We start from the raw sequence: 14199 nt of genomic DNA, 5'->3' as shown, positions 1-14199 counted from the left end.
AACTCAAACATTCACATTGTTAGTTTGTATGCTGCTATGAGAACTAGCACTCCCCCCAAATGTTTACATTACAAACTGTCGATATTGAATTCTCATATGGTAAGTAGAGTTATTGCGCTGTTTATACTTTTTGGCTTAATCGTCGCTATCTCTTGGCATTATTACGCGTCAGCGGAAACGCGCTCCACTATGTTTTACACGCTGGTTGTTTTTGCTTTTAGATATGAATACGTGATAGTGAAGCTAGAGGAGGAACAGGGAAAACAAAGGACAATAGAAAGTTAAATGACCTTACTTCTAGGTAAGGCCATTGATGCATTCAGCAGCACAAGATATTAGCGCGTAGCAAACGCTTAGATTTGGTTATTACAGAGCTAGAGGAATCAACTCGACGCCAAGCACACCACTGATCCCCATCACCACTAGCAGTGAGACTTTAAACACCGACTTTGACCAAGCGATGTAGTTGTTGTCATCAATGCTGCGAAAGGTCACTTTCGTCCACATAAAGCAAACAACCGCTGCAACTGCTAAGTATTCATACCCGGCTTCACCTAGTAAAAATAACCCCAATGATGCTGCTCCAAAAGCCACGACATACGCTTTCATGTGTCGATGCGCTTTATGAATACCTTCTTTAACTGGCAATACGGGAATCCCGGCTTCTCGGTAGTCTTGCATGCGGAACATGGCAATGGCATACGAGTGCGGCATTTGCCAGAGACAGAACATGGTAAAGAGTAAAATCGCTTCCAAGCTAATGAAGTTTGTTACCGCTAAGTAACCCACCAATGGCGGAACTGCGCCTGAGATACTTCCCACTAAGGTCCCATACACCGAGTTACGTTTGTACCACATCGTGTAAAAGAACACGTAATACACGTAGCCAAGCAACACGACGACAGCGGATAGTGGGTTCACTCGGATAAATAACAGTGCGGTTCCTACCAGCAATAAAGCAAGTGCATAAACAAACGCAATATCGATATTGATGTTGCCTTTCACTGTTTCACGATTTCGTGTACGTGCCATCTTTTGGTCGATATCACGATCGAAAATATTATTCACCACACAACCTGAAGCGATGACTAACCCAACACCAACTAACGTCGTAACGAACAGCATTAGACTGGCTGGTTCTGTTTTTGCGGCGAGGAAGAACCCCGCCGCAACAGAAATCAGGTTGCCGAAAATAATGCCCGGTTTAGTGATAGACAAATAACTTTTCAGCATACCTTGACCTACAACTTCATGTTGACGTTCATGTTGTAGATGATCCATACCGAGCCAGCGATAAGGATAAGTACAACAATGGCGGTAAACATCAGTGATACAAGGTTCCAACGTCCGTCGGATGTTTTTGTTTCCATGTGCAAGAAGTATTTAAAGTGAACAAATATCTGCACTAATGCACATCCAAATAGAATCGCATAGGTCGTTGTATCTGGTAATGATTTCGTCCAAACAAAGTAGAACGGAATTACCGTCAGAATCAGTGAGGCAATAAAGCCTTTCACGTAATCTGACGAACTGGTTTCTACATGTTGATCCATTACATTACCCCCAGTAAGTAAACGATGGTAAAGACACAAATCCAAACGATATCTAGAAAGTGCCAGAATAGGCTTAAGCAGTTAAAGCGCATTGCCATATTGTCGTTCAGACCTTTCGTCGACAGTTGATGATACGCTACCGCTAACCAAATCAGACCAAAGGTTACGTGCAGGCCGTGCGTACCAACCAACGTAAAGAATGCCGATAGGAATGCACTTGTTTGTGGCCCATAGCCTTCTTCAATCAGGTGATGGAACTCATAGACCTCCATACAGATAAAGCCAAGACCAAGCGCGAACGTGACTAACATCCAACGTTTGAGACCAGCAACGTTGTTGCGCTTCATCGCGATAATGCCAAAACCAAATGTGATACTGCTAAACAGAAGCAGCATGGTTTCGACAAACACGAATGGGAGTTCAAAAATGTCTTTACCTGTTGGGCCCGCAATTGAATTGCTCGACAGCACAGCGTATGTCGCGAACAAGGTCGCAAACAGTACACAGTCACTCATCAGGTAAACCCAGAAGCCAAATAGCTTGTTGCCATTCGTGTCATGGTGGTGATCATGGTCGTGATGTGCTGCGATATTAGTTTGCATACGTCACCTCCAGATCATCTTTACTTTCGCTGTCTTTCACTGAGTTTTTCTTCGCTTCTTCAAGCTGAGCTCGACGTTCGGCCTCAATTGCTTTGATCTCTTCAACTTCCACGTAGTAATCCACATCATCGTTATAGCTATGCTGAATACACGTCACGATAATACCGACCAAACTTGCCGCCGCTAGCCACCAGATGTACCAAATCATGCCGAAGCCAAATAGGAGCGACCAAGCCGACACGTAGATGCCTGTTGCCGTGTTTTTTGGCATATGAATACGTTCGTATTCCACTTCTTTAGTTGGATCGAACTCGCCACTTTGTTTCTGGTACCAGAAGGCATCCAGCACATCACCTTTTGGTAGGTGCGCAAAGTTGTAGAACGGCGGTGGAGACGATGTTGCCCACTCAAGAGTACGTCCACCCCACGGGTCACCAGTTAAATCACGATTTTGCTCGCGGTCACGGATACTCACGTAAATTTGGATGAACTGAGACAATACGCCCAGCGCAATCACAACCGTACCTGCTGCGGCAATCGACAACAGTGGGAAGTATTCTGGGTTGATGTCTTGGCTTAAACGACGAGTCATCCCCATAAAGCCCAGCGCATAAAGCGGTAGGAACGCCATTAAGAAACCAATAATCCAAAGATAGAACGCACGTTTGCCCCAAGTTTCATTCATGGTGAAACCGGTCGCTTTCGGGAACCAGTAAGTGATCGCAGCGAAACATCCAAACACCACACCACCGATGATAACGTTGTGGAAGTGAGCGATAAGGAATACTGAGTTATGCAGAACGAAATCTGCACCCGGAACAGCCATTAGTACGCCCGTCATACCACCAACAGTAAAGGTGATCAGGAAACCCACCGTCCACATCATTGGCGTCGTAAAGCGGATGCGGCCTTTGTACATGGTGAATAGCCAGTTGAAGATCTTCACCCCTGTTGGGATAGAAATGATCATCGTGGCAATACCGAAGAAGGCATTTACGTTCGCGCCAGACCCCATCGTAAAGAAGTGATGTAGCCAAACAACAAAGGCAAGAATCGTGATAACTACGGTAGCCCAAACTAGCGATGTGTAACCGAACAACTTTTTACGTGAGAAGGTTGCGGTGACTTCTGAGAACACACCAAAAATTGGCAAGATCAAAATGTACACTTCTGGGTGACCCCAAGCCCAAATCAGGTTGACGTACATCATTACGTTGCCGCCAAGATCATTGGTAAAGAAGTGCATGCCTAGGTATCTATCCAGCGTAAGCAGAGCGATAGTCACCGTTAGGATTGGGAATGAAATGATGATCAAAATGTTTGCACACAGAGACGCCCAAGTGAAAACTGGCATCTTCATCATTGGCATAGACGGTGTACGCATACGCAAAATGGTCGCGAAGAAGTTCACGCCTGTTAACGTCGTACCAACACCTGATATCTGCAGCGCCCAAATCCAATAGTCGACCCCGACTCCTGGGCTAGCCTCAATACCTGAAAGCGGCGGATACGCCAACCAGCCGGTACGACCAAATTCACCTAAGCCGAGAGACATGTTTGTTAGGATGACACCTACAACAAACAGCCAGAAGCTCAAGTTATTCAGATACGGGAAAGCTACGTCACGCGCACCAATCTGCAATGGCACGATGATGTTCATCAGACCAATGACCAATGGCATCGCTACAAAAAAGATCATGATCACGCCGTGGGCAGTAAAAATTTGATCGTAGTGATGCGGTGGCAAGTAACCTGCTTCACCCGCAGAAGAAAGGAGTTGCTGACTACGCATCATGACTGCGTCAGCAAAACCACGAACAAGCATCACCATCGCTACTGCGATGTACATGAAGCCAAGTTTTTTATGGTCTACTGAAGTAAACCATTCATTCCACAAATATTGCCACTTTCCGGCTTTGGTCACCGCGTAAACTACGGCTAAACCAACCAGCGCCACAACCGCTAGGGTGATGACGATAATAGGTTCGTGGAATGGAACTGAATCAAGAGTTAATCTTCCAAACATTACGATTATCCTTGGTTTTCAGGCAAACAGTTCATTGAACCAGGATGCTGAGTCACAACGTCGGTGAACAAGAACGGAGGAACGCTAGAGAACAAAGTGACTGGCTCTGCGATACTTGGCGCTGCCAGTGAGCTGTATTGCTCCCAATCTTCAATACGATCAGGGCTCGCCTTCACTTTCTGCACCCAATTTAGGAACGCAGCACGATCAGACATTGCTGAAGCTGTGAACTTCATTTGCGAAAAGCCTTCGCCGCTGTAGTTCGATGCAAAACCCTTGTAGTCACCTTCGTGGTTCGCTATCAGGTTGAGCTTGGTTACCATTCCTGGCATCGCGTAGATCTGTGTACCTAAGCGAGGGATGAAAAACGCGTTCATGATGTTGTCCGAAGTCAGTTTGAACTGCACTGGCACGTCTTTCGGGAACGCCACATAGTTCACCGTCGCAATGTTTTCTTCTGGGTAGATGAACAACCATTTCCAATCGAGTGACACCACTTCGATGGTCATTGGTTTAACATCACTTTCCAAAGGTTTGGATGGCTCTAGTTCATGAGTCGAACGCCATGTGATCGTCGCAAGAATCGCAATGATGATGATTGGAATTGTCCATACCACCACTTCGATTTTGGTCGAGTGTGACCACTCGGGTGCGTACTCTTCTTCAGTGTTAGAGGCGCGGTATCGGTAAGCGAAGTAAATCGTCATTAAAATCACAGGGATTACAACGATCAACATCAGCAAAAGAGCAGTAATAATTAACTCTTTTTCTTGCACACCAATGGCACCTTTGGGGTCAAGTAAAGCTGAATTACATCCTGAGAGCATAAGTATGACGGACGCCAAACTTCCCCTCGACAAGATGCGTTTATATCTTGAGGCTTCCATTAACTTTCTCGATGGTTGTCTGGTTTCAAAGCAGATGCCAATCAAAGTAAATAAGAGCTCACAAATAGCGCAGAGGTAATGTATGAGAACAAGAAGAAACTTCGATAAGTAGTTATTCTACTTACAATTTTTCAACTTCGCCATCAAGCATTTAACCAGCTAGAATGAACCGTTATTTGCTACGATACGATTGGTATCAAGCCAAGAACCAGTTGTTATAGTCATTAGAATGTTTATGTGTTGAGCATGAGTAACGTCGGGCTCAGAGCGAAACAAAACGGAATTGAGTGGAGATCAAAACCACACTCTTAGTGTGAGTTTATTGTTACACTTTGAAACACTATGTTACATTTGGCGCATTATGAGGAGTAAAAAGTTAAAGCTCATTAGCCACAACTGGAAACTAACCTTCCATTAATGGAAGTTACACACTTTAAATAGAATATTAACCTCAACACGAATTTCTCGTGCTTCAACAATTAATTATTTAAAAACAAATAGTTGAAACTTAAAATTGATGAGACTGACTATCAACTTCATTTACGCAGATAGCCTTAATGAGAAGCGGAAACTAAAAAACCAAAAGTGTGATCAGCATCAAATTAATGATTTCACTTAATATTTGAGTGGTATTTACATCTCTTTATTGGATTGTGAGAAATCATTCTCAAGGTAAATCCAAACATAAGTTGTAAATACATTTGGGTTGCGCAGAATTAGCACTCCACAACATAGAAAATGTTGAAATGGAAAGAGACTTATTATTCAGGTCTATCAGAGCCTTATTTCAGTGATCACTTACATACGAATGCCGCCATCCACTTCTAAAACCCTGCCAGTAAAGTAATCACTCTCAATAATGTATTTTACTGCATGCGCGATTTCGCTTGTTTCGCCCATCCTGCCAACTGGGATCATCTTTTCTAATCGCTCTATGGCTTCGGGTTTCATTTGCTCTGCCATCGCGGTATGAACTACACCTGGTGCAACCGCCGCCGCGCGAATACCGTATCTTGCGAGCTCACGAGACCATGTTGTCGCCATGGTCGCGACCGCCGCTTTTGACGCAGAATAATTGGTTTGTCCGATATTCCCAGCTCTCGCAACACTAGAAATATTGATGATAACGCCTTGGGAGCCACTCTCAATCATCTTGACGGCAGCTTCACGCCCACACAAAAACGTTCCTGTCACGTTAACGTTCATGACCAAGTTGAATTGATCCAAAGACATCTTACTGATCACGCCATCTTTTGCTTTTACAAGTAACCCATCTCTTAACACGCCAGCGTTATTGACTAACCCATTGAGTTGACCAAAATCTTGGATAATCGCTTCAAACGTGGTTTCAACATCGATTTCGTTGGTGACATCCACTTGATATGTCAACGCTTTCGCACTCAGCATTCGACACTGCTCTTGTGTTTCCATTAAGCCACTGGCGTTTACATCCAACAACGCTAAATCAGCGCCAGCTTGAGCAAAGGTAATGGCCATCATTTGCCCAAGCCCCTGCCCTGCTCCTGTAATGGCAATAACACTACTTTTTATGTCCATATTGGTGCACTCCATAGCTCGTAATGTTCTCTATCTCAACCAGTCTAAGTTGGCCGAAATGATGCGCATTTTAGGTCACCATCTCGGGCTGGTTTGTCACAAAACTCGGTCTAGCCTTTCTTACTCTTGTATAACTCAAATAAGCTTGAGAAATCGAGCTCGCCGTGGCCGCTCGCGTTGTGGAAAGAATATAAGTTGCGCGCTAACGACCCCATCGGAACCGAAGAATGTGTTTGTAACGCCGCATCTAACCCCAAGCCGAGATCTTTTAGCATGAGTTTGCTCATAAAGCCCGGCTGGTAATCGTGACTGGCTGGCGCACTGTCCATCACACCTGGGCAAGGATTGTAAAGCTCCAATGCCCAATTTCGGCCAGAGCTTTGCTGCATGATGTTTGATAGCACTTTTGGATCGAGTCCATGATCGATACCTAGGTTTAATGCCTCGCACGTACCAGACATTAAAATGCCGAGCATAAGGTTGTTACAGATTTTCGCCATTTGACCATCGCCTGCTTTGCCAGCATGGAAAACATTTTTTCCCATATACTGCAAAATGGCATTGGCTTTAGAAAACGCTTGATCCGAACCACCAACAATAAAGGTTAATGTCGCCGCTTTAGCGCCAGCAACGCCCCCCGAAACGGGTGCGTCGACAAACAACACGCGTTTATTTGCCGCTTCATTGGCGACTAATCGCGCGGAGTCCGGATCAATGGTTGAACAATCAATCATCAAGGTACTTGGCGAGACAAGGTTGAGGACACCTACGCCACCATGTAAGTCGCCAAGATACACGGAACGAACGTGAGATCCTGCTGGTAGCATCGTGATGACTGTGCTTGCACCATCTACTACCTCTTCGATAGAGCTCGCCACCACGGCACCAAAAGGTACTAGTTGCTTTGCGGCTTCGCTATCGACATCGAATACTTGCACGTTAAATCCAGACGCGAGTAAGTTTTGCGCCATAGGATGCCCCATTCTTCCTAAACCGATAAATGCGATGGTACTCATGATCATTCTCCTTATTGACCTAGTGTTTGTTCACCCAAATTAGCAAGCGGATGCTCGTTATCCGACCAAAGCGAGGTAAACAAAGTATCGATAACATCTTCATCGACTTCACTGACACTGTTAAACATCCAGCTCGGCTCGCCATCCCGGTCAATGAGCCGAGAACGGACGCCCTCTTTAAACTCACCTAATAAGGCACTGCGAACCGACAAACTCAACTCTAAACGGAAGCAATCTGCAAGCGGTAAGCTGTGGTACTCTTTCACTTGTCTAAAGCAAATATGCGCGGTGATCGGACTGCCCGATGCGAACGTTTGTTTCGCGTTTTCTATCCACTGGCTATTCCCTTCGATAGTCATGATTCGCTGTGCTATCGCATTAAGATCAAAGCCTTTGCACGCTTCCTCTATCTGATCTAAGTATGGACAAATTTGCGTGGTTGGTTTGCTATCAATAACTTGTTCTTCCATTAACTGTAGTAGTGCAGTTACCAACTCTTTCGCGTCTTCTTTGCCCCACTGGAGCCGCTTTAGCTCATCCAGTAAGGTGGGATACTGCTCTTCCAACAGTAACCAATCGGCCAAACCAATAGTGACAGCGTCACTTGAATTTACCATTGAACCTGTCAATCCGAGGAATAAGCCCACTTGCGGATCTATCTGGCTTAAAAACCACGTACCTCCCACATCAGGATACAGTCCGATATTGATTTCTGGCATAGCAAGGCGTGATGTTGTTGTCACAACTTTATGGCTGGTTCCCATAAAAAGCCCCATCCCACCGCCCATGACAATACCTTCTCCCCAACCGATAATGGGTTTGTTGTAAGTGTGGATGAGATAGTCACACTCATACTCCAACGAGAAATAGTTCGTACAGAACTCTACGATTTTTTCTTTACTCTCGTTATGCATGACGTGATACATAGCTCGAACATCACCACCAGCACAGAATGCTTTTTCTCCAGCGCCAGTCAGTACCACACAAGCCATATGTGGATCATCTTGCCACTTGATAAGCTGATCGTTGAGTTGGACCAACATGTCATACGTCAATGCATTCAATGAAGCGGTGTTTTCTAACGTTGCGATACCAATGCGGTGCACGCCATCTAAGCACTCTATTTCACTAATGGTTACCATCCCTGCCATGTGGCCTCCTATCGGTTTTTCCATTGCGGTGGGCGTTTTTCTAAAAAGGCGCGAACACCCTCAACTTGATCTTCCGTATCAAAAAGATTCAGAAATAACTCTCGCTCTTTCATTAAGCCGTGCTTAAGTGGCGCAGAGCGCATATTTTGAATGAGCGCCTTACATGCGGCGACAGAAGATGGTGACTGGTTCGCAACAGATTCAGCAAGTTCCAGCGCTTTACTTAAAGCTTCACCTTTGGGAACCAACTCCTCAACTAGGCCTAGTTCTTTTGCTTTGTCAGCGCTGACTTGCTCTCCACATAAAATGATACGCTTTGCCCAGCCTTCCCCTACTAACGCTGTGAGGTTTTGGGTACCGCCAGCGCAGGGCAAAAGTCCGACTTTGGCTTCAGGTAAAGCAAGTACCGCTTGCTCTTCAACGACTCGAATATCACAAGCTAATGCCACTTCTAAACCTCCACCCATGGCGTAACCATTAATAGCGGCAATGGAAACACCACGGAATTCCGAGAGCATTTCAAAGGCTTCACCAAAGCATCGCGCCATGTCTAACGCAACCGCTTTGTCACCGTCAGAAAATAGCTTGAGATCTGCACCAGCAGAGAAAAACTTTTCTCCACTGCCGGTTAAAACCAGTGCGTAGACCTGCTTATCATTGTTAAGTGTGAGTATCAGCGACTTCAGTACCTTGAGGCTCTCTGCTGTCCACGTATTGGCTGGCGGGTTGTTCATCGTCACCACCGCAACGTGATTAGTGATCGTATGTTGAATGGCTTCTTGGGTTAATGGCATATCTGAATCCTTTCTCAATGAGCAAATCCAATACTTCGCTACAGCAAGGCCGACTCCTCAGAGAGCAAACGACGTGCGATGATCAAGCGCATGATTTCGTTTGTCCCCTCCAGAATTTGATGCACACGCACATCTCTGAAATGACGCTCCATTGGATACTCTTTGATGTAACCATAGCCGCCATAAAGCTGCAGCGCGTGGTCGCAAACCTGAAAGCCCACATCGGTTGCAAACCGTTTTGCCATAGCGCAATAAGCAGTGGCATCCGGATCATTTCGGTCGAGCTTGCTGGCGGCATAGCGCACTAACTGCCGCGCAGCCACTAGCTCTGTTGCCATGTCTGCCAATTTGAATTGTAAGGCTTGAAACTGCGCAAGCGGTTTGCCGAACTGCTTACGCTCCTGAATGTATTGTGTCGCCTGTTCAAGGGCCTGTTGAGCCGTACCGACGGAACAGGTCGCAATATTTATACGCCCTCCATCAAGCCCTTTCATCGCAAAGACAAAACCTTGCCCTTCTTCGCCCAGTAAATGGCTAGCTGGAATAACGACATTTTCAAAAGTAACCGCTCGTGTTGGTTGGCTGTTCCAACCCATTTTGGGTTCTTTGCGCCCATAGCTGATACCACCTGTTTGAGCAGGAACAACAAATGCAGACACGCCTTTGGCACCCGCTTCTCCAGTTCTCGCCATCACGACCAAAACATCTGTCTCTCCTGCGCCAGAGATAAAGGTTTTGCCGCCATTCAGCACGTAAGTATCACCTTTTTTGCTCGCGGTTGTAGCCAACGAAGCGGCATCCGACCCCGCATTAGGCTCGGTTAAGCAATATGAACCCAACCACTCGCCAGAGACCAGCTTAGGGCAATATTTAGCTCTCACTTCTTCGTTCGAGAAACTCGCGATCATCCAACTCACCATATTGTGGATAGTCATGAAAGCGGTCGTCGACGTACAGCCCATTGAGAGTTGTTCAAAGATAATTGACGCATCCAAACGGCTTAACCCTAAGCCGCCATGTTCTTCTGGTGTGTAGAGACTGAGAAACCCCAGTTCCCCCGCCTCTCTCAATACGTCTTTGGGGAAAATCTGCTTTTCATCCCACTCCGCCGCCATCGGTGCTAAACGCTCATCGGCAAATTGTTGAGCGGTATCGGCAAATGCACGTTGATCTTCATTAAGTTCAAAGTCCATAAAAGCTCCTTTTATTCACTCAGCGCAGTTGGATGGTCAGATTGAGCCCCGTTGGAATATCGTCATCAAACCAACGCGCCGTCACCGTTTTGGTCTCGGTATAAAAACGCACTGCTTGTTTACCATACGCATGTAAATCACCATAGAAACTGCCTCTCCAACCAGTAAAGGAGAAAAATGGTAAAGGGACTGGAATTGGCACATTAATCCCCACTTGACCGACTTGAATGTCATGCTGATATTTTCTCGCAGCAGCGCCATTAGCGGTAAATATAGAAGTTCCGTTGCCGTAAGGGTTGCGATTCACCAACTCAATGGCCTCTTGCAACGTTTCGACTTCCATACAAACTAAAACAGGGCCAAATATCTCTTGCGTGTAAATCGACATGTTCGCTGTTACACCGCTAAACAAGGTTGGGCCAATCCAGTTTCCATCGGGAAAGCCGTCCACTTCACACTGACTGCCATCGAGTTCACACACTGCGCCTTGTTGTTTGCCATCTTCAATTAGGTCCAATACGCGTTGTTTGGCTTGCTCACTGATCAGTGGGCCATAAGCGGCCTGCTCATCATCCCACGGTCCTGGGTGTACTTTCGCCATCGCCAGTTTAAGGTCTGCAATCCATTGTTTTGAATCACCGACAAATACCGCAACAGAAATCGCCATACAGCGTTGCCCCGCAGCCCCAACGGAGGATCCGATTAGGTTATTCACCACTTGATCTTTGTTTGCATCAGGCATGATCACCATGTGATTCTTTGCACCAGCAAAAGCTTGAACCCGTTTAAAATGTTTAGTCCCTGTGGTGTAGATATAACGGGCAACGGGAACCGAGCCAACAAATGACACCGCTCGAATATCAGGATGAGCCAGAAGAAAGTCGACTTGCTCTTTGCGGCCATGAACGATCTGCAACACTCCTTTCGGCGCGCCAGCTTGCTCAAATAGTTCAGCTAAACGAATAGAGGTCAACGGCACTTGTTCGGAGGGTTTAAGCACAAATGTATTGCCCGCAGCGATAGCGATTGGGAACATCCACAACGGAATCATGGCAGGAAAGTTAAATGGCGTAATGCCGCAACACACACCTAGGGGCTGAATCATTGAGTAACTATCAATATCCGTGGCAACGTTTTCGACGGTTTCGCCCATCATGTTGCTGGCAATATTTGCAGCCTGCTCAACAACCTCTATGCCTCGCCACACATCGCCTTTAGCATCCGCTAAAATCTTACCCGTTTCATGAGAAAGCAGTGTGGCAAGCTCATCATGATGCTCTTTGAGCAAGTGCTGATAACGCAGCATGACTCTGGCACGCTCGGATACTGCCACTTCCTTCCAAGATTGGAATGTCTCTTTCGCATTATCAATGGCGGCTTCCATCTCGTGCTCTGTGGAACATGGAACGTACGCAATGACATCATTAGTGGCGGGATTGGTTACCTCAACCCAATCCGATGTTTGAGATTCACGAAACTCGCCACCAATAAACAAGGGAACCAAACGAGTCATCATTTACTCCTTTCTGATTTCAATTAAAGCGGTATTTCAATGCCTATCGCCGTGGCTTCTCCACCACCGATACAAAGTGACGCAACACCCCGCATCACTTTTTTGGCTTCGAGATCACCATTGGTGCCTAACGCTTGTAGCTGACGCAAACTGTGAATCAATGTCACCAGAATTCGTGCGCCACTAGCCCCTATCGGATGCCCAAGCGCACAGGCTCCACCTTTAATATTTACTTTGCTCGTATCTAGTCCAAGTTCCGCCACCGCTAGTTGTGTCACGACGGCAAAGGCTTCATTGATTTCCCACAGGTCCACTTCATAAATTGACCAATCTAGCTGGAACAGCAGTTGCTCAATTGCGTAGACGGGTGCCAAAGTAAATTCTGCAGGTTTTCTGGCATGTGTAGAGTGCGCCTTGATGATCGCAAGTGGTTTAAGCCCCTGATGACGCGCAGTGTCTTCATCCATAAGCACAAGAGCCGCTGCGCCATCTGAAATGGCACTCGAATTAGCAGCGGTCACCGTACCTTTTTCATCGAATGCAGGTTTGAGTTGAGGAATTTTACCAAGGTCAATCGAGCGAGGGTGCTCATCGTAGTCCAGCACCGCTTGTTCTGACTTGGTATTGAGTGAAACCGGCGAAAGTTCATCGGCAAACAAGCCTCGCTCTTGAGCTTCCAACGCACGCTTTGCCGACATCACGGCCCATTCATCCATTTGCTCTCTGGTGAACTTAAGCCTGTCAGCGACTTGCTGAGCATAAACACCCATTAAGTGCCCTTCGTAAGCATCTTGTAGCCCATCGAGAAACATGTGGTCATACGCAGACTGGTGCCCCATACGCATTCCCTTTCTCGCCTCCCTCAGCAAATACGGCGCATTGGTCATACTTTCCATACCACCAGCAATGGCTGAGCGAATCGTTCCAGCTTTAATGAGATCGTGCGCTAACATGACGCTCTTCATGCCAGAGCCACACACTTTGTTAATGGTGGTACACCCTACACCCAAAGGAAGCTCTGCCCCCATAGATGCTTGCCTCGCAGGAGCTTGTCCACACCCTGCTGGAAGCACACATCCCATGAACACTTCATCCACCGAAGTTACATTCACTTCGTGCATTGCCGCCTTGATCGCCAGTGCGCCTAATTGAGGAGCAGAGTAAGTTTGCAACTTGCCTTGAAAGCGCCCAATTGGCGTTCTTTTCGCGCTGACAATCCAGATGTCTTTTCCCATGATTCGCATTCCCTTAAGGTATATGTGAACACTTGGCAGACTGATGACACCCTACATAGAATTACTCACCAAGCGCCACACCAGCCTTTATCGCCTTTTTCACTAACAAACTTTCATTCCGCGATTTCTTGACGTTTACGTAAGCATAGCACTAGCCTTTACAATGAGATGAAAAAACACACCAAGCAGACGTTTATATTTCAAAGTTGATGTTCGGCCTTCCCATTTAAGGTTCGATTTCCAGAAACTGGATTTTTATTCGAGGTAAGTATGTTATGGAAAAATACAAGATCAGTGACCTCGCCAAGGAGTTTGATATTACTACTCGCAGTATCCGGTTTTATGAAGACGTGGGTCTGATTGAACCAGAGCGAAAAGGCAATATGCGCGTTTATCAACGCAGGGATAGAATTCGCCTCAAACTGATTTTAAGAGGGAAACGACTCGGTTTTTCGTTGGCAGAAATTCGTGAACTTTTCGAGCTCTACGACATGCAACAAACCGAAGGACAGTTGTTGAAAATGCTCAATATCATTGAAGAGAAACAAGCCGTCCTACAGCAACAACTCAACGACATCAGCGTCGTTATGGCAGAGTTGAATGCCGCTAAGGAGCGTTGTATTCAAACACTCAAAAGCAAGCAGACATAAACGCTATACTCAATTAGCAACA

At 46.2% G+C, this 14199-nt stretch carries 13 protein-coding genes; 1 reads left to right on the top strand and 12 read right to left on the bottom strand.

Annotation, left to right across the window (positions count from 1 at the left end; all coding sequences use genetic code 11):
* Positions 1-366: 366 nt before the first annotated feature.
* The 12 genes from cyoE to R7R78_RS06430 form a co-directional block, all read right to left on the bottom strand.
* Entirely contained in the window at positions 367-1281 is a 915-nt protein-coding gene (gene cyoE, locus R7R78_RS06485; protein ID WP_033906955.1) for a heme o synthase, read from the bottom strand.
* Positions 1242-1553 carry a cytochrome o ubiquinol oxidase subunit IV gene (gene cyoD / locus R7R78_RS06480; RefSeq protein ID WP_005375783.1) on the bottom strand — a complete coding sequence of 104 codons (312 nt, stop codon included), beginning with the start codon at positions 1551-1553 and terminating at the stop codon, positions 1242-1244. The genes cyoE and cyoD overlap by 40 nt, the downstream gene beginning before the upstream one ends.
* The gene (cyoC, locus tag R7R78_RS06475; RefSeq protein WP_005375782.1) at positions 1553-2155 is read right to left on the bottom strand and encodes a cytochrome o ubiquinol oxidase subunit III; all 603 of its coding nucleotides are present in this window, start codon (positions 2153-2155) and stop codon (positions 1553-1555) included. Before cyoC ends, cyoD begins: the two co-directional genes overlap by 1 nt.
* Positions 2145-4181 (bottom strand): cytochrome o ubiquinol oxidase subunit I, encoded by a 2037-nt coding sequence (gene cyoB / locus R7R78_RS06470; RefSeq protein ID WP_005375781.1) that lies wholly within the window; start codon positions 4179-4181, stop codon positions 2145-2147. The genes cyoC and cyoB overlap by 11 nt, the downstream gene beginning before the upstream one ends.
* A gap of 5 nt (positions 4182-4186) precedes the next feature.
* Positions 4187-5068 carry a ubiquinol oxidase subunit II gene (gene cyoA, locus R7R78_RS06465; RefSeq protein WP_005388604.1) on the bottom strand — a complete coding sequence of 294 codons (882 nt, stop codon included), beginning with the start codon at positions 5066-5068 and terminating at the stop codon, positions 4187-4189.
* A 798-nt stretch (positions 5069-5866) separates the two neighbouring features.
* Positions 5867-6625, bottom strand: a complete 759-nt coding sequence (locus R7R78_RS06460) for an SDR family oxidoreductase (protein WP_213909805.1) — start codon at positions 6623-6625, stop codon at positions 5867-5869.
* A 110-nt stretch (positions 6626-6735) separates the two neighbouring features.
* Complete coding sequence (gene mmsB / locus R7R78_RS06455) at positions 6736-7641, bottom strand: 3-hydroxyisobutyrate dehydrogenase (protein ID WP_225473298.1); 906 nt, start codon at positions 7639-7641, stop codon at positions 6736-6738.
* Between the two features lie 11 nt (positions 7642-7652).
* Positions 7653-8792: an enoyl-CoA hydratase/isomerase family protein gene (locus tag R7R78_RS06450; protein ID WP_054579006.1), complete on the bottom strand. Its 1140-nt coding sequence runs from the start codon at positions 8790-8792 to the stop codon at positions 7653-7655.
* A gap of 8 nt (positions 8793-8800) precedes the next feature.
* Positions 8801-9586 (bottom strand): enoyl-CoA hydratase, encoded by a 786-nt coding sequence (locus tag R7R78_RS06445; protein ID WP_053349982.1) that lies wholly within the window; start codon positions 9584-9586, stop codon positions 8801-8803.
* Between the two features lie 38 nt (positions 9587-9624).
* On the bottom strand, positions 9625-10779 hold the full coding sequence (locus tag R7R78_RS06440) for an acyl-CoA dehydrogenase family protein (protein WP_225473296.1): 1155 nt from the start codon (positions 10777-10779) through the stop codon (positions 9625-9627).
* Positions 10780-10798: 19 nt separating this feature from the next.
* Positions 10799-12292: a CoA-acylating methylmalonate-semialdehyde dehydrogenase gene (locus R7R78_RS06435; RefSeq protein ID WP_225473318.1), complete on the bottom strand. Its 1494-nt coding sequence runs from the start codon at positions 12290-12292 to the stop codon at positions 10799-10801.
* A gap of 23 nt (positions 12293-12315) precedes the next feature.
* Entirely contained in the window at positions 12316-13527 is a 1212-nt protein-coding gene (locus R7R78_RS06430) for a thiolase family protein (protein ID WP_225473294.1), read from the bottom strand.
* A 275-nt stretch (positions 13528-13802) separates the two neighbouring features.
* Here R7R78_RS06430 and R7R78_RS06425 point away from each other — a divergent pair, with 275 nt between their 5' ends.
* Positions 13803-14177, top strand: a complete 375-nt coding sequence (locus tag R7R78_RS06425) for a MerR family transcriptional regulator (protein WP_017821195.1) — start codon at positions 13803-13805, stop codon at positions 14175-14177.
* Positions 14178-14199 lie beyond the last annotated feature (22 nt).

It is taken from the genome of Vibrio sp. 2134-1, from assembly GCF_033339495.1.
This window is presented reverse-complemented; position numbering and strand designations above follow the sequence as displayed.